Origin of the sequence: Bacillus sp. ok061, from assembly GCF_900108285.1 — a bacterium.
GTDB classification, from domain to species: domain Bacteria; phylum Bacillota; class Bacilli; order Bacillales; family Bacillaceae_G; genus Bacillus_A; species Bacillus_A thuringiensis_S.
Window position 1 is genome coordinate 94,497 of the sequence record NZ_FNUW01000003.1, and the last position, 16,213, is coordinate 110,709.

Below are 16,213 nucleotides of genomic sequence, written 5' to 3' on the forward strand. Positions count from 1 at the left end.
ACCTTTTTTCTATCGATTAAATAAAGAAAAATCTTTACTTTCTTTATTTGTAAATAACTGCTCAAATAATTTGGCAAAGACCATTCCATATACAGTTCCATTACCTCCATACGGCAATGCGTAAAACAAATTATGTATCTTTTCGTCTTCTTTTAAAATGGGGAGACCATCATGAGTACCACCAAATGCGGCTGCCCAATAGTAGTCTGCCTGTATATTTTTATACTGCGGGAACAGTTCTTTTACAATATTAATAAGGATATCACGCTTATGCAATAATTTCGTATCACCGATTGTTTGAATTTGCATCGCTTCATCTAATCCGCCTACAATAATGCGGTTTCGATACGTTCGAAAATATAAGTAGGGCCGTGCCGTTTCCCAAATTAACGATCGCTCATGCCAGCCTTCAAACTGATCTATTTCATTTGTTACAATTGCATAAGAAGTTTCTACTGTTGTATTCTTTTCTTTCTTTCCAAAAAGCGCTTCATAACCTGTCGCCATAATAATATTCTTTGCTACAATTTGATTTCCTGTTTTCGTGTAACAAATTAAATCATTTTGGTGTTTTTTTATATGTATTGCCTCTGTATGTTCATATATATTGGCTCCCATTTGATTTGCTTTATGCAAAAAACTATGCGCTAGTAAATACGGATTCACCTCAGCATCACCTTGCGTATATAACGCTGCTTGTTTTGCAAAAGAATAACGTTTCTTAATATCAGCTTCTGTAAAATATTCAACTGGAAATCCATAATTCTGTAACGTATTATATTCCTCTTGTAAAAATGAGACATCCTCACTTTTACTTGCATAATATAAACTATTTCGCAGAATAAAATGGGGATCAATATCAAGAGTCGGTATAACCTCTTCCATTGTTCTTAGCGCTTCATAACAAAGCTTATATGCTCGTAGCCCTTTTTCTTTACCAAATGTATGAATAAGAGAGGTTAACGATTTATCATGAAGAAATTGTAGTAAACCTGTATTAGCAGCTGTGCTACCACACGCAATTGCTCTTTTTTCAATAAGTGTAACACTCATGCCAATTTTCGCTAACGAATGCGCTATATGAGCACCTGCTTCGCCACTTCCGACTACAAGTACATCACATATCATATCACTTTCTAACGGTGGATAACAAGGTACAGAAACTCCTGTATTCCAAAACAACTTACCGGTCATAAGTTTCATAATCATACTCCTAAAATATAAATTTCTCCTTTCTATGTTTTGTTATTTTCCATAAAAAAATCCAACTAACATAGGCTAGTTGGATTTTTTATTTTTAATTAGAACGCTCTTCAAGCCAATTTCCAATCGTCGGATATGTTTGTTTTACAGCTGTTCCACCGTAAACAATAGACATATGCCCTGTCGGTAAACATACATATTGTTTATCTGTGCTAGAAATATGGTCTAGTAATGCTTCTACTTGACATGGCAAAGCGATATGATCACGTTTCCCGGAAATATTTAAGACATTCGCCTTAATATTTGCAAGGTCTACCTTTTGTCCGCGAATAACAAGTTCACCCTTAACCAGTTTATTATTTTGATAAAAATCACGAATCCACTGTCTGTATGATTCACCTGGGAACGGAATACCATCACCAACCCACTTTTGAACCAATCTCCAGCTTTCGACGAAGCGCTCATTCTCTGAACGATCTACTAAAGCAACATATGGACCAACAAAGTTCGTAATTGGTTTTAACATTTTGTTTCCGAAATCAATCATTTCTGGCGGGATATTTCCAAATGTATCAACCGCTTTATCTAAATTGAAGTATTTCTCATCTAATAAAGGACCATACAATCCTGTTTCAGAGAAATCAAAAGGACTTGTCATGAAAATTAAATTACGAATTGGCATGTGCGGATGAAGTGCTGCATAAATGGAAGTTAGCGTTCCACCCATGCAATAACCAAGTAAAGAAATCTCGTCCGCTTTTGCAGTTCGCATTACTTTTTTTACTGCTCTTGCAATATAATCAAACACGAAATCATCAAATTTCAAATGACTATCTTCTAAACCAAATGTGCCCCAATCAAGCATATACACATCAAAACCACGATCCACTAGATATTCCACTAAACTATTTCCAGGAGTTAAATCCATAATATATGGTTTATTAATAAGAGCATATATTAACAGAATTGGCACTCTTTGTGTTTTTTCTTGTTTTGGAATGTAGCGATAAAGCTTCGTCTTATTCTTCGTCCAAATAACCTCTTTCGGCGTTAATCCTACTTGCGGCTCTGGTTCACGTAATAAAATTTCACTCGCCCTTTTCACTCGGCGGTATGCTTTTCGGTACTCTTCTGGGTATAGCTCTAATTGCTTTTCCCATTCTGTTGCGAATGTAGTCATTTTCCTATCTCCTTTTTGGTCGATTTCCTTCTAAAAAAAAGAAGTGCATTCCTGCTATGGATATGCACTTTTTTCTTACTTCATTACATATATAATCCGCCGTTAATGTTTAATTGCTGACCTGTGATATACGCACCGTCACGGCATAGGTATACTACACCTTTTGCAATTTCATCAGCTTGACCAAAACGTTTTTTCGGGATTTTTGCAACGATTTTTTGACGTACTTCTTCTGGTACTTCTGCTACCATTTCAGTATCAATAAATCCAGGACAAATTGCATTTACAGTGACATTTGTTTTTGCAAGTTCTAATGCTAATGATTTTGTAAATCCTAACATACCCGCTTTTGCTGCTGAGTAGTTTGTTTGGCCAAATCCACCTGCTTGGCCAATAATAGAAGAAATGCTAATAATTCTTCCTTCTTCCGCTTCCGTTATGTATGGAAGAACCGCGCTTGTCGTATTAAATACGCTACTTAAATTCACGTCAATTACGCGCTCCCAATCTTCACGATTTAACTTTTTGAATGTACGATCTCTTGTAATACCAGCATTATTAACAAGAATATCAACTTTACCAAAATGATTCACAGCTTCTTCTACAAGTCGGTTTGCATCTTCTACTTTAGAAACATCCGCTTGCACTGCATAAACGTCATGTCCGTCTTTTCCTAGTTCATTTACTAAATTTTCAGCTGCTTCTTTACTGCTATTATAGTTAATAACTACTTTCGCTCCCTCTTGTGCTAATGCTACTGTAATTGCTTTTCCAATCCCTTTTGCTCCACCTGTTACAATTGCTACTTTGCCATTTAATTGAACCATTTCTTTTCCCCCTTAAATGAATTTGTGAACGATTGTTATGAATCATTTTGGTACTCATACTGTAGAGTCCCTATATAATTATGTTTCGCTGTTTACACGTGAAAGAGATTCTCCCTCTCTCTTTTACCTGTTATAAACAAGCGCTTTTATCATTTTTTATTTTCCGGCTTATTCGCAGGCTTTATCTCTTCTTTTACAGGTACTTGTAGTTTAGCTAGTACTGCATTTTGCTTTTCTAGCAATTCTAAAATTTGATCTACTTTTGTTTCAAGCGTACGAATATCTTGTTTCACTTTCGTCACATCACGCTTTAATGTAGGAGCTTGTCCTAAAGAATCTACTTTCTCCTCTAGAAACTCCTCAATGTTATCTACTTTATTTTCTAAGTTAATAACAAGCGTAGCCACTCTTGCGATATCCTCTTTCGTCGGCACATTTACTTGTTCTAAATAGTTTTTTGTCGTATCATTTAATGCTTTTTGATAAAACAAATTCAAATCTAGAACGCTGCCCATCCAAGCAGAATATTCTTCTGTTTTAATTGTTTCATTGAGCGCTTTTCCCCAAAATGTTTCGGTTTGTTCATAAGCATTTTTCCATGCTTGTAGTGGATCGAATTTTTGATCAATCACTTTACCTACACTCCCTTTTTCGTTTTTGAAACAATTCAACCTATTCACTATTTTCTAATATTCTGAATAAAACTTCAAGTCTATATTTTATTTTTTCTATTTTCTAACAAATGTGTTGACTTTAAAAACAGATAGGTGTAAATTGCACTTATAAGCAAAAAATTCCATCTAACTGATTCATGAGGTGATGCACAATCATGCTACAAAATGAACCAGAACAACGCGAAAGTTTGGAGAACAACCAAGCGAAACAACCAAACTCCATGCCAAAAAACTTCTTAGTTCCCTTCTTACTTCTCTGTCTAAAAGACTGGAGTCTTCATGGTTACAAACTTATTCAAATGCTAATGGATATCGGCTTTTCTTCTGTTGACCAAGGTAATGTTTATAGAACACTACGCAAATTAGAAAAAGAAAACCTTATTTCTTCTACTTGGGATACAAGCGATGGAGGGCCGGCAAAAAGAATTTATTCTTTAACTGAATATGGAGAGCAATATTTAACAACATGTGCGACTTCTTTTGAACATTATCAAAATATGTTGCGAACGTTTTTCACGTTATACACCAATGCATTCTTTCCATTTTCTACTTCTCCAGAAAAGGATGAAAAGGATTCTTCATCTTCACCTGGTGGTACAGCAGAGTAATCTGCGTTCACAATATGCAAAAAAACATTTGGGGGTCAAACAATGGAAACTAAACCATACGAATTAGTCGATGCATTTTGGAAAAACTGGTCTCAATCACTTTCCCTTTTCTCTTCAGCTGGGAAACAATTAGAGCAACTTACTTTAGAAACATTAAAACAACAACAAGACGCTTTGCATAAATTAACATCAGGAGTAGATGAACTAGAAAAAGAACTACAACAACTCACTGCTCAGTTCAATAACCAATATACAGATTACGTGAAACAATTAACTGGAAACTCCTTAAATGATCAAATTAACGAGTGGCAAGACAAGTGGAAGGAACTTTCTGCTCATATGCAGCAACTTACTGTTTCTCCTACAAAAACATCTTTGTCAATCCTTACACAAACAAGCGGTCAATTTGAAGAAACAACAAAACAATTTATTGAGCAACAACAATTACAACGTGAAGAGGCTCAAAAACAGTTAGAGGGTTTTTTGGAAGAGTTCAAGTCAAAACAGTTGGAACTCGCAAAAAAGTTCGAGGAAAATTCAAAAAATCTATTTACTTCCATCAAGTAAGAAAAATGTGGGAGCTAACTGCAGCACAAACAAAACTCTTTCTTCCTCCTACTACATCAAGATGGCTAGCATTTTTCGATATGGAAAAGAAGGAGGACAAAATGAATCCATTTCAAGAAGCACAAACTGTTCCAGAGCTTCGTTATGATGAGATTCAAGTCGGTGATCAAGCATCCCTTACAAAAACAATTACGGATGAAGATGTTATCAATTTTGCAAAATTGACTGGAGATGTGAATCCTATTCATATTTTAGATTCTTTTGCAAAAACAACAATGTTTAAAGAACGTATTGCTCACGGTATGCTCGTTTCGAGTTTTATTTCTACCATCCTTGGAACGAAACTCCCGGGCAAAAATACGATTTATTTATCCCAAAATGTTTCATTCCGTGCCCCTGTCAAAATCGGTGATACACTTCGTGTTGTGGCAGAGGTTATTAAGAAGCGTGACGATAAAAAAATCATTACGTTGCAAACAAACATATATAATCAATCAGATGATATTGTCGTGGAAGGAACGGCGACAATACTAAAAAAAGAGTAGCAAATTTGCTACTCTTTTTTCTATCCAAGAACTTCTAATCGCACCGATTACTTCCGCGTATGACTACGTCATTTCCACATAAAATAACGTTACCAGTTTAGATAAGAACTTAGCTGAACTGGACTACTCATAAGGATGTGTATCAACATGGTAAAAACAAACAAATTATTAGTTCCAGGTGCAGAGCAAGCGCTTGAACAATTTAAATATGAGATTGCACAAGAATTTGGTGTAAGCTTAGGATCTAATACAGCATCTCGTTCTAACGGTTCAGTTGGCGGCGAAGTAACAAAACGTCTTGTTGCTTTAGCTCAACAACAATTACGTGGATAATAATATAACATATGGCTTAGAGGCAGATATTCTCTGCCTCTTTCTATTTTCAACATACATAATAGTGCTTTTTCACATACTAATCAAAGCAAAATGAAAGGAGCGATATGTGAAATGAAACGGATTAATATTAGCATGAGCCCTCCCCGCGTTCTTACTTTATCTTTTCTTCTATTATCAGTTGGCGGCACATGCTTATTAAAACTGCCCATTGCTACGACAACGTCCATTTCATGGCTCGATGCCTTATTTACAACCGTTTCCGCTTGTACTGTTACTGGGCTTGGTGTTGTAGATACCGGAAAAATGTTTACTTTATTTGGACAATGTGTCATTTTAACGCTTATACAAGTTGGCGGGCTTGGCATTATGAGCTTTGCTGTCTTAATTGCGATTATGCTCGGAAGAAAAATCGGTCTTCAAAACCGTATTTTATTACAACAAGCATTAAATCAAACGAATATCGGCGGCGTCATCCGTCTTGCCAAATCGTTATTTTTATTCTCTTTTACAGTCGAATGTATCGCTACTTTAATTCTTTCTTTTGAGTGGGTACCAAAATATGGGGTTACCAAAGGGATCTATTATAGTTTTTTCCATTCAATCTCAGCCTTTAACAATGCTGGTTTTTCTGTGTGGAGCGATAATTTAATGTCCCATTCTCATAGCATTCTTGTCAATTTCGTCATTTCCTCTCTCATCATTTTAGGTGGAATTGGTTTTACAGTAATCGTAGACATAAAAAGAAAGAAAAACTTTAAAAACCTTACACTACATTCAAAACTTATGCTTTCTTCTACTCTAATCGTCAACATTATTGCTACCCTTTTTATTTTTATATTCGAGTTCCATAACTCCCTTTCTATGAGAGGTTTTACCCCATTTGAAGAAGGAATGGCCTCTTATTTTCAAGTAATTTCAACGCGAACTGCCGGATTTAATACAGTTGATATTTCTACATTGTCAAAACCTTCCCTCCTATTAATGATGCTCCTTATGTTTATTGGTGCTGGTAGCGCTTCAACGGGTGGTGGGATTAAGTTAACAACATTTTTAATCATATTTTTTGGCGTATTTAAATTTTTACAAGAACAAGAGGATATTGTCGTATTTAAAAAATCCATTAAAGATACTCTCATTGTCAAATCATTAACCATTACTATTATTTCCATTTCATTTATCTTTTTTGCTATTTTAATTTTGAGTATTACTGAGCGAGTTCCTCTATTGATGAGTGCTTTCGAAGTATTTTCAGCATTTGGGACTGTTGGCCTCAGTATGAACTTAACACCCCACTTAACTATAATCGGAAAAGCTATTATTATCTTTATGATGTTTTTTGGGAAAATGGGTCCTTTAACATTGGCTTTTTCATTTGCTCGTAAAAAGAACCGGAAAATAAAATATCCGAATGAAGATATTTTAACAGGTTGACAACCGTAGAAATTATCCATATAATGAGAATACAATAGCATATCTCCAAAGGGGAGTAGCGTCCAAGAAAATTTCTTGGAAACAAAGTCGTCATTACGTAGAACTTAGTTCTTCCGGCTTTGTTGGCATTTTCATTACATATGTCTAGCAAGACCTTTGCCTATTAACGGCAGAGGTCTTTTTTGTATTCATTTCCAGATTCTCCCAAAGTTAATAGGCAGGAGTATGGGGAAACTAAATAGTGGGGAAATTCTTCACTTATTTAGAACTTATAGAAATGAGAGGAGAATGTACATGGATGTATCATTATTATTGGAGTATGGTTGGGTATTACTCATCCTAATTGCACTTGAAGGGATTTTAGCGGCTGATAACGCTCTTGTTCTTGCAATTATGGTAAAACATTTACCAGAAGAAAAACGAAAGAAAGCACTATTTTATGGATTAGCAGGGGCATTTGTTTTCCGATTCGGATCGTTATTTATGATTTCGTTCTTAGTCGATGTATGGCAAGTGCAAGCAATTGGTGCCATCTACCTTATGTTTATCGCTGGTAATCACTTATTTAAAACGTATGTTAAAAAGAATACGGATGAAGAAACAGAAGAAAAAGAAGCAAAGAAAAAACAAGAGAACTTTTGGTGGACTGTATTTAAAGTTGAGGTTGCTGATATCGCCTTCGCAGTTGATTCAATTTTAGCTGCTGTTGCACTAGCAATGACTTTACCAAAAACAGGATTAGGTACAATTGGTAGTCTTGATACTGGGCAATTCGTTGTTATCTTTGTGGGTGGACTTATCGGATTAATCATTATGCGATTTGCAGCAACTGCTTTCGTACAAATCTTAAAACGTAAACCAGGACTTGAAACTGCAGCATTCTTAATTGTAGGTTGGGTTGGTGTAAAGCTAGCAGTTTATACATTAGCACACCCTGCATTAAATGTAATTCCACATTCATTCCCAGAATCCACTCCGTGGAAGCTTACATTCTGGATTGTATTAGTCGGAATCGCAGTTGGTGGTTGGTTCTTCTCAAAAGAAGTAGAAGTAAAAGTAGAAAAGAATTTAGACGAAAAAGCGCTGTAATTACAGTGCTTTTTCTTTTTGCTTTCTTCCTCTCAATATCCAGAAAAATTCCATTATACTATTTTTTGTAAACGTTTTCTTAATATATGTATGTCCTTTTTGTGAAACATTGCACAAACTTATTGAAAGTGAGAACAATTCCATGTACTTTATTCATATAAGGAGTATTTATAGAAGATTTACTAAAGGAGCGTATTACTCATGCTAGAACAAGGACTAGATTATGTTGTCAAACTGGCTAAAAGCAAAAAGAAAATGCTAGATACAAACCCAATGCAATATTTCATTCGTGCTGCACTTGCGGGTATTTATATCGGTTTTATTATTGTACTATGTTTTAAATTAGGTAACTTTTTTCACATTGCAGATTCACCAGCAACTTATTTAGCTGCTTCTATGTTTTTCGGGATTGCTCTCGTACTTATTATATATGGCGGTGCTGAATTGTTTACTGGAAACACAATGTACTTTACTGTAGCAACTTTAAGAAAGGAAACAACGATTTCTGATACACTTCGTAACTGGGTTGCTTGTTACGCAGGTAACTTAGGTGGCGCGTTATTCTTTGCCTTACTATTTTACGCAACTGGAATTTTTGAAGCAATTGATCACGGTCACTTAATGAGTAAAGTCGTTGAAGGAAAGATGAACACACCTACAATGCAGTTATTCTTTAAAGCCATTTTATGTAACTGGCTCGTATGTCTTGCTTGCTTCTTACCTTCTCAGGTTAAAGGTGACACAGCAAAAATAATGGTCATGATGCTACTTGTTTTCACATTCTTCTTATCTGGTTACGAACATAGCATTGCAAACTTATCACTCTTTGCTTTATCTTTAGTTTCACCGCATCCTGAGACAATTTCTTTTTCAGGTGCTATTCATAACTTAATTCCTGTTACAATCGGTAACATTATTGGTGGATCAGTATTTGTCGGTATGGTATACCACTACTTAACTAAGAAAACACCTGACGTTCAACAGGAAGAAACTGAAATCGCAGCAGCTCAGCAAGAAGAGATTATTCCTTTACAAGCACATATGAAACATTAAAAACTCCAAAGTTTTACTTTGGAGTTTTTAGCTTCCCACATATTTAACAACAAGGTGAGGATTAATTTCTCCTTCTTCCTTTCCCTTGTCCATTCTTTGTTTCATCTTATGCATACCGCATGATATCATTCGTATGAAGGTGAATTTCATTTACATATAACCCCTCTGTACGAAAGGCTTCTACAAAATCTAGTCCACTTTTTTCTCCCCATCCCATATTAAAATCAAGGGAAAGAATATTCACACCATAATCCCGAACCATTTGTAAGGCACATTCTACTGTAGTTGCCGGCACATACCCGAACGGACAACTTCTTTGATCATCCATATATACGTTCATTTTCTATTCCCTCTCTACTTTGAATATGCGACCAATACATAACATATTGCCCCAAGGCTAATAAAAGGACCAAATGGAATGGGCTTTCGTACTTCTATACGTTTTAATACGATCCCAATCCCGAAAAAACAAAGACTAAAACAAGAGGCTAAAAATAAAATGATAAAAACTCCCTTCACTCCTACTATAAACCCAAGCAACGAAAGTAGTTTTATATCTCCACCGCCAAGCCCTTCTGGATATATCTTTTGCATGCAATATAACAAAATGAATATAACACCACTACCAACTATACTATCTGTCCAAGTAACTAATTGTACAAAAACACTTTCGAGAATGAGTAAAACGGCAAACGAAATTAAAATACAATCAGGAATTAACATATATAAGTAATCTGTAAGTGAAATAATAAGAAGTAGCGAAAAAAGGGATAAAATGATAATAAGCTCTCGTTCTATTCCAATCATATACACGGTAAGAAGAAATATACTTCCTGTTATACATTCAAATGCTACATACATAATCGGAATTTTCCTCTTACAATTCGTACAACAGCCTCTTTGTATATAAAATGAAATGATGGGGATTAGTTCTTTTGGCCTTAGCACATATTTACAATAATGACAATGTGAACGCGGGGTAATGATAGACTCCCCTAATGGAACCCTCATCGCAACTAACATAAAAAAAGAACCAAACACCATCCCTGCTAACAGTGCATATAAATAAGTGAACATCCCTTCCTCTCCTTTCCAAAAGAACATAGCAAAAAAAGGAGAGAACTTCTACTTCATATTATCCTTTATTCTACTAAAAAAGCAGGCCATTTTCTGGCCTGCTTTCCCCTCTTTTATACGATGAAATATACTGCTTTTAATGGTCCGTGTACTCCGACAACAAGATTCATTTCAATGTCAGCCGAATTACTTGGTCCTGTAATAAAGTTAATACAAGATGCCGCTGTCTCTCCATTTTCTACACGTGAGTTCATATCTTTAACTGCTTGTGTAATACGAGGCACAAGTGTTTCACGTGGAATAATAGCAAAATATACAGTCGGTAAAAAGTGTAAAGAACGTCCTTGTCCTTTATGACTTTGTACGACAATTGTTCCGGATTCAGCTAATGTATAATCACTAAATGCAATACCAATATTCGCTTTTTCAGCTAAACGCATATTTTCATCTTTTCTCTCTGGATCCCATACGTTTACTTCAACGTCTCGCTTTGGAAGTTCTTCTTTAAATAAAGATGTTAAACCATATGCATCAAAACGCTCATCTGCTGATAATAAAATAGGTCCCCCGCCGTTTTCCATGATTACTTTTTGAAGGTCTTCACCTAAACGGTCATTTGTCGTTTCTACTACAGTTGTATGAATGTTTGTACATTGATTTTTAAACACTTCTAGTAATTCTTCTTGTGAATAATCTTTTAACGTTTCTACATTCACATTACTTTTCCATACTGGGCGTTCTACACCTTCCGTTTTACGCGCACGCCCAAGTTCTTTTGCAATATTATCTAGAAAGGCATCACGGTTTTGAATTAATCCTGCCATTATTTATCCCCGCCTTTCTTATGATCTTTATACCAATCACGGAATCGTTCTTTACTTGGAGCTGGGAATTCACGAATATCCGTCCAGTTTTTAAGTGGTCCAACACCTTTTGATACACGATTACCAGATGTAAATGGACTCATTGCTGCTGGTGCCATTTTTGAACCCATTTTATATAAAGCAGCTGAAGAAGCACCCATACTAAACATTTTCATCGCTAGTTTTTCTGCAAGTGGTGCACGCCCTTCTTGCTCAACGATGACTTGACGATGTTTTAATAATAAATCATGCAATGGAATTTTTACTGGACAAGCTTCTGTACATGCTCCGCATAAACTAGATGCATAAGGAAGCTCTTTGTAATCATCATATCCACCTAGAAGCGGTGTTAATACCGCGCCGATTGGTCCTGAATAAATCGATCCATATGAATGTCCACCAACGTGACGATATACAGGACATACATTTACACAAGCAGCGCAACGAATACATTGTAATACTGAACGGAATTCAGATCCAAGAATTTGAGAGCGACCATTATCAACAACAACTAAATGGAATTCTTCAGGTCCATCAACTTCCTCTTCTTGAATTGGTCCTGCTACTGTTACATAACTTGTTAATTTTTGACCTACTGCACTACGACATAATAAACCAACTAAAACATCTAATTCTTCCATTGTCGGAACCATACGTTCCATACCCATTACTGCAATTTGTGTTTTCGGAATTGACATAACAAGATCTGCATTACCTTCATTCGTTACTAAACAAAGAGAGCCCGTATTTGCAACAGCAAAGTTACAACCAGTTACACCAATTTCTGCATCCATAAATTTCTCACGAAGTTGTTTACGAACAAACTTTGTCATTTCATACGGGTCATCAGAATTTTCATAGCCTAGCTTTTCTTTAAATACATCGCGAATTTGCGTTCTATTTTTATGAAGTGCGGGTGCAATAATATGTGAAGGTGGATCGTTATCTACTTGCAAGATATACTCTCCTAAATCACTCTCTAACACTTCACAGCCAATCTCTTCAAGCGCATGGTTCATACTGATTTCTTCTGTTACCATCGACTTTGATTTTACTACTTTTTTCGCTTGTTTCTTTTTGGCGACGTCTTGAATATACTTTGCTGCTTCCTCTTTCGTCTTCGCAAAGTACACGTGTCCGCCTCTTTTTGATACATTTTCACTTAACTGCATTAAATAATAATCAAGATTTTCTAACGTATGTTGACGGATTTGTTCACCTAGTTCACGCCACTCTTCCCAGTTTCCTAATTCATCTGCGGCTTTTAAGCGATTCGTATATAAACGCGTTTGTGCAGAAGATACTGCTCCGCGCATAAACGAATCTTGAATTCCATCACCAACGCGATCATTAAATTTTTTCTCACTGATTTTCATAGACATAGCTTATGTTCCCCCTTCATGAGCGACTATTCAGTACCTCAGCAATATGCATTACTTTTACTTCTTTTCCTAAACGCTCAATACGTCCGCCAATGTTTAACAAACACCCACAATCTGCACCGATTAAATAATCTGCACCTGTTTCCATTACACTATCTACTTTTTCATCTACCATTTGCTCAGAGATTGGAGTCATCTTAACTGAAAACGTTCCCCCAAACCCACAACAATTTTGCACGTTTGGCAAATCTCTCACAGTTAATCCTTTTACATTTGATAATAAAATCCCTGGTGCTTCTTTTACTCCAAGCAGGCGTGTCATATGACATGATTTATGAATAGTAGCTATCCCTGATAAACTTGCACCAACATCTGTAACTTTTAAAACATCTACAATAAACTGTGTAAATTCATAAGTTTTATCAGCAACTTTTTGTGCACGTTTAGCCCACTTTGGATCATCTTTGAAAACATGCGGATACTCATGAAACATTGTCGCACACGAGCCAGATGGTGTAACAATATATTCTGCATCTTCAAAAGTTTCAATCATATGTTTCATCGCTTCTTTTGCTGCTTCTACATGGCCGCTATTATAAGCAGGCTGACCACAACAAACTTGTGCTTCTGGAAATTCAATTTCACAACCTAAACGCTCCAACACTTCAACTGTTGCTTTGCCGACATTTGTTTCAAACATATCGACTAAACAAGTAACAAATAAAGTAACTTTCATAACTATTACTCCCCCTTTTTACAACTTCACCAACAAACATATGGTCATCAGATAACTGAGTAGAGAAGAAATAGGCTCAACCATAGCCTATCCTCTCCCTCTTCTAAAGAAAACGCTTACTTAATCTTTCTCTATTTTATCAGAAAATTAAATTTTTAAAAGATTAAATTACGAATTTATATCGTTTTTACCTGTGACAATATGTTCTACATTTGTTAAATGATCTAGCATTGCTTGCTGCGCTAATTCTACATCTTGTTTTAACACCGCATCATATATAACTTGATGCTCTTCTATAAGTCGTTCTGATGTCGTTTGTTCACCATATAAAATAATGCGTCTTGATTCACCAATCGTTTCAGCAATCATCTCTGAAACATGATTCATGAGTTCAAGCAAAATGTTATTATGCGAAGACTCTGCAATTCCCATATGAAATTGAAAATCGGCTTTTTCGCCAGCCTTTTCATCTCCAATGCTCTTTGCCATTTCATCTAACCAATGTTTCATATTTTGTAAATTATCTTCCGTACGTTTTGCCGCCGCTACTCGAACTGCCCCCACTTCAAGCACCTTTCGTACTTCTAATAAATTCAAAATATCCTCTTTCTTCATTAATAATCTATTGTTTAATGATTTTGTTAATGAAGAAGAATCGAAGTTCTTCACATATGTACCTTCTCCTTGTTTCATCTCAATTAAGCCCATCGCTCTTAGCGCACTTAGCGCTTCACGAACAGCAGATCTGCCAACTTGAAACTGCTCAGCTAATTGATGCACAGGGAGTAGTTTGTCACCAGGTTTTAACGTACCATTTTTAATCATTGTTAAAATAGCTTCAGATACTTCTTCGTAAATTTTTTTCGGTTTAATAGATTTGTACTCCAGTTAAATCACCTCAGTATCTTCCAAACAACAATTGAAACGATTTATAAGAACTTTGCATCATAACTATTTTAGACCGAATTGATAAGAAGTACAAATGTTTTGTTCATAAAATAGTCAAATTTTCGATATTTATTACATATTAATTTATATTTTTACGTATAAAGTGAAACTTTAATCAGTAGGGGTTTTGTTCATTCCCCACTGATTATTAGCCCTCACCAATCGGGTGTTTACGGGCAGCAGGGCCCCCACCTAACTTCTTTGCTTCCGCTGAATTTTGAGGTGGGGGGCTTACTGCCCGGCAAATAGCGGGATAAATATTTTCTTCAATATAAAGAACATGTCCTAAAAATTAGAACATGCCCACATCATCCTGTACATTCAGTTTAATAATAACCGTTGTTCCCGTATCTTTTTCACTTTCAATTTGCCACTGTCCACCATGTATATGGACAATTTGTCTCACAATAGCAAGGCCTAAACCTGTTCCACCATGTTGACGACTTCTCGCTTTATCAACTCGGTAAAAGCGCTCGCCAAGATTTTCTAAATGCTCTATATCAATGCCAATTCCTGTATCTTTTATTTTTAATTCACAGTAATCATCGATTTGCTCTAAAGTTATAACGATATTTCCGTTTTGATTTGTATACCGTATCGCATTATCTAACACATTATGAAGCACCTGTTGCATACGATCCTCATCAATCATGACAATGACCTCTGGATTTAAATTGGTTGAAATATGAATTTCCTTTTCTATAAACTTAATCTCATACGTATCTAATACGTCTTCAATCAGCTGTGAAAAAACGATAGGTTGCTTCTTTAACGGAAAGTGCTCACCTTCTAATTGTGCTAAGTCTAACAAGTCATGAACGAGACGCTGCATACGACCTGCTTCTTTATGAATTAGCTGCGTTACTTTTTCCTGCTGTGGTCCCTTTGCAACGCCATCTAAAATAGCCTCGCTATACCCTTTTATATAACTAAGTGGTGTTCTAAGTTCATGCGAAACATTTGCTAAAAATTCCTTACGCTTTACATCTTCTGTTTCCAATGAATTTGCCATTTTATTAAATGCTTTTCCTAGTCGTCCAATTTCATCCTCTGAAGAAACGGTAATCCGCTCCGAGAAATCTCCCGTAGCCAAATGGTTTGCAACCCGCTCCATTTGCGAAAGCGGCTTCGTTATTGCAATTATAATTTTTCTTCCAACCCATATCGTAATTAAAATCATCGCAATTGCTAGTGGTGCTAAAATAAGACCCATATCATATATTAAGTCTTTTATACTTTTTAAAGGAATATAAGAATATACAATTCCGACTAATTTTTTATTTTCCAATACAGGGATGACAACCCCCATAATATTACGTTCAAAATGTTCTTCATATCCTATCTTTGTCACAGTTTTCCCATCTAATAGCGTTTGCCTATCTCCTTCGCTTATAAGAGAATGATGATGCACATCAAAAGGTAAACATGCACTTAAATCACGCGGATTAGACACGAAAAGAACGTCTGAACTAGATATTTGATCAAATGATCTTACTTTCTCTTCAAAAATTGATATTCCTTCGCGCTTATCATACTGAGCAGCAAGATTTTTCCCTTCCATTACTAATGAACCTTTTAAATTATCAACGTATAGTTTTTCATATGAGTATAAAGATACGAAATAAAGAAAGGACACTGTTACACATACTGCACATACTACTGTAAGCCAAAGTTTTTGTACCATCGTAAACATA

General features: G+C 35.7%; 17 protein-coding genes, 1 pseudogene and 1 riboswitch. Of the genes and pseudogenes, 7 read left to right on the forward strand and 11 right to left on the reverse strand.

The features are described 5' to 3' along the window. Positions 1-9: 9 nt before the first annotated feature. From C4S65_RS05510 to phaR, 4 genes are all read right to left on the reverse strand, one after another. Complete coding sequence (locus C4S65_RS05510; protein ID WP_086406002.1) at positions 10-1,203, reverse strand: FAD-dependent oxidoreductase; 1,194 nt, start codon at positions 1,201-1,203, stop codon at positions 10-12. Positions 1,204-1,297: 94 nt separating this feature from the next. Then, positions 1,298-2,383 (reverse strand): class III poly(R)-hydroxyalkanoic acid synthase subunit PhaC, encoded by a 1,086-nt coding sequence (phaC, locus tag C4S65_RS05515; RefSeq protein ID WP_061668013.1) that lies wholly within the window; start codon positions 2,381-2,383, stop codon positions 1,298-1,300. A gap of 83 nt (positions 2,384-2,466) precedes the next feature. Continuing rightward, positions 2,467-3,210, reverse strand: coding sequence for an acetoacetyl-CoA reductase (locus tag C4S65_RS05520; RefSeq protein WP_000250407.1), 744 nt, complete (start codon positions 3,208-3,210; stop codon positions 2,467-2,469). Between the two features lie 149 nt (positions 3,211-3,359). Continuing rightward, positions 3,360-3,842: a polyhydroxyalkanoic acid synthase subunit PhaR gene (phaR, locus tag C4S65_RS05525; protein ID WP_000566941.1), complete on the reverse strand. Its 483-nt coding sequence runs from the start codon at positions 3,840-3,842 to the stop codon at positions 3,360-3,362. Positions 3,843-4,039: 197 nt separating this feature from the next. On the opposite strand from phaR, the gene phaQ reads away from it, so the two are divergent. The 7 genes from phaQ to C4S65_RS05560 all read left to right on the forward strand — a co-directional run bounded on the left by phaQ (position 4,040) and on the right by C4S65_RS05560 (position 9,513). Further along, positions 4,040-4,492, forward strand: a complete 453-nt coding sequence (phaQ, locus tag C4S65_RS05530; RefSeq protein ID WP_000939954.1) for a poly-beta-hydroxybutyrate-responsive repressor — start codon at positions 4,040-4,042, stop codon at positions 4,490-4,492. A 42-nt stretch (positions 4,493-4,534) separates the two neighbouring features. Beyond that, entirely contained in the window at positions 4,535-5,059 is a 525-nt protein-coding gene (phaP, locus tag C4S65_RS05535) for a polyhydroxyalkanoic acid inclusion protein PhaP (RefSeq protein ID WP_000448596.1), read from the forward strand. Positions 5,060-5,160: 101 nt separating this feature from the next. Further along, entirely contained in the window at positions 5,161-5,604 is a 444-nt protein-coding gene (locus C4S65_RS05540) for a MaoC family dehydratase (protein WP_001067916.1), read from the forward strand. A 147-nt stretch (positions 5,605-5,751) separates the two neighbouring features. Beyond that, positions 5,752-5,937 carry an alpha/beta-type small acid-soluble spore protein gene (locus C4S65_RS05545; RefSeq protein WP_000241212.1) on the forward strand — a complete coding sequence of 62 codons (186 nt, stop codon included), beginning with the start codon at positions 5,752-5,754 and terminating at the stop codon, positions 5,935-5,937. Between the two features lie 114 nt (positions 5,938-6,051). Continuing rightward, a complete protein-coding gene (locus C4S65_RS05550; RefSeq protein WP_000822357.1) occupies positions 6,052-7,371 on the forward strand; it encodes a TrkH family potassium uptake protein in 1,320 nt (439 codons plus the stop codon). 38 nt (positions 7,372-7,409) lie between these two features. Then, a riboswitch (yybP-ykoY riboswitch) is annotated at positions 7,410-7,583 on the forward strand. 82 nt (positions 7,584-7,665) lie between these two features. Continuing rightward, positions 7,666-8,460 (forward strand): TerC family protein, encoded by a 795-nt coding sequence (locus C4S65_RS05555; RefSeq protein WP_000383326.1) that lies wholly within the window; start codon positions 7,666-7,668, stop codon positions 8,458-8,460. A 201-nt stretch (positions 8,461-8,661) separates the two neighbouring features. Further along, the gene (locus tag C4S65_RS05560) at positions 8,662-9,513 is read left to right on the forward strand and encodes a formate/nitrite transporter family protein (RefSeq protein ID WP_000893035.1); all 852 of its coding nucleotides are present in this window, start codon (positions 8,662-8,664) and stop codon (positions 9,511-9,513) included. Positions 9,514-9,540: 27 nt separating this feature from the next. Here C4S65_RS05560 and C4S65_RS05565 read toward each other — a convergent pair. The 7 genes and pseudogenes from C4S65_RS05565 to C4S65_RS05595 all read right to left on the reverse strand — a co-directional run bounded on the left by C4S65_RS05565 (position 9,541) and on the right by C4S65_RS05595 (position 16,212). Beyond that, positions 9,541-9,853, reverse strand: a pseudogene (locus tag C4S65_RS05565) (cyclic-phosphate processing receiver domain-containing protein). Positions 9,854-9,867: 14 nt separating this feature from the next. Beyond that, a complete protein-coding gene (locus C4S65_RS05570) occupies positions 9,868-10,590 on the reverse strand; it encodes an A24 family peptidase (RefSeq protein ID WP_000495720.1) in 723 nt (240 codons plus the stop codon). A 113-nt stretch (positions 10,591-10,703) separates the two neighbouring features. Further along, positions 10,704-11,414 (reverse strand): lactate utilization protein C, encoded by a 711-nt coding sequence (locus C4S65_RS05575; RefSeq protein ID WP_000907753.1) that lies wholly within the window; start codon positions 11,412-11,414, stop codon positions 10,704-10,706. Next, on the reverse strand, positions 11,414-12,835 hold the full coding sequence (locus tag C4S65_RS05580; RefSeq protein ID WP_000061930.1) for a LutB/LldF family L-lactate oxidation iron-sulfur protein: 1,422 nt from the start codon (positions 12,833-12,835) through the stop codon (positions 11,414-11,416). Before C4S65_RS05580 ends, C4S65_RS05575 begins: the two co-directional genes overlap by 1 nt. A 16-nt stretch (positions 12,836-12,851) precedes the next feature. Beyond that, positions 12,852-13,571, reverse strand: coding sequence for a (Fe-S)-binding protein (locus tag C4S65_RS05585; protein WP_000869151.1), 720 nt, complete (start codon positions 13,569-13,571; stop codon positions 12,852-12,854). A gap of 168 nt (positions 13,572-13,739) precedes the next feature. Continuing rightward, the gene (locus tag C4S65_RS05590; RefSeq protein ID WP_254904515.1) at positions 13,740-14,429 is read right to left on the reverse strand and encodes a FadR/GntR family transcriptional regulator; all 690 of its coding nucleotides are present in this window, start codon (positions 14,427-14,429) and stop codon (positions 13,740-13,742) included. A gap of 382 nt (positions 14,430-14,811) precedes the next feature. After that, the gene (locus C4S65_RS05595) at positions 14,812-16,212 is read right to left on the reverse strand and encodes an ATP-binding protein (protein WP_000494815.1); all 1,401 of its coding nucleotides are present in this window, start codon (positions 16,210-16,212) and stop codon (positions 14,812-14,814) included. Between the last annotated feature and the right edge of the window lies 1 nt (position 16,213).

Coding starts and splice junctions, on each gene's coding strand:
- C4S65_RS05580 (WP_000061930.1), bottom strand. CDS start 12,835: ATGTCTATGAAAATCAGTGAGAAAAAATTTAATGATCGCGTTGGTGAT.
- C4S65_RS05585 (WP_000869151.1), bottom strand. CDS start 13,571: ATGAAAGTTACTTTATTTGTTACTTGTTTAGTCGATATGTTTGAAACA.
- phaP (WP_000448596.1), top strand. CDS start 4,535: ATGGAAACTAAACCATACGAATTAGTCGATGCATTTTGGAAAAACTGG.
- C4S65_RS05595 (WP_000494815.1), bottom strand. CDS start 16,212: ATGTTTACGATGGTACAAAAACTTTGGCTTACAGTAGTATGTGCAGTA.
- C4S65_RS05545 (WP_000241212.1), top strand. CDS start 5,752: ATGGTAAAAACAAACAAATTATTAGTTCCAGGTGCAGAGCAAGCGCTT.
- C4S65_RS05540 (WP_001067916.1), top strand. CDS start 5,161: ATGAATCCATTTCAAGAAGCACAAACTGTTCCAGAGCTTCGTTATGAT.
- C4S65_RS05520 (WP_000250407.1), bottom strand. CDS start 3,210: ATGGTTCAATTAAATGGCAAAGTAGCAATTGTAACAGGTGGAGCAAAA.
- C4S65_RS05560 (WP_000893035.1), top strand. CDS start 8,662: ATGCTAGAACAAGGACTAGATTATGTTGTCAAACTGGCTAAAAGCAAA.
- C4S65_RS05555 (WP_000383326.1), top strand. CDS start 7,666: ATGGATGTATCATTATTATTGGAGTATGGTTGGGTATTACTCATCCTA.
- phaQ (WP_000939954.1), top strand. CDS start 4,040: ATGCTACAAAATGAACCAGAACAACGCGAAAGTTTGGAGAACAACCAA.
- C4S65_RS05575 (WP_000907753.1), bottom strand. CDS start 11,414: ATGGCAGGATTAATTCAAAACCGTGATGCCTTTCTAGATAATATTGCA.
- C4S65_RS05550 (WP_000822357.1), top strand. CDS start 6,052: ATGAAACGGATTAATATTAGCATGAGCCCTCCCCGCGTTCTTACTTTA.
- C4S65_RS05510 (WP_086406002.1), bottom strand. CDS start 1,203: ATGAAACTTATGACCGGTAAGTTGTTTTGGAATACAGGAGTTTCTGTA.
- C4S65_RS05570 (WP_000495720.1), bottom strand. CDS start 10,590: ATGTTCACTTATTTATATGCACTGTTAGCAGGGATGGTGTTTGGTTCT.
- phaC (WP_061668013.1), bottom strand. CDS start 2,383: ATGACTACATTCGCAACAGAATGGGAAAAGCAATTAGAGCTATACCCA.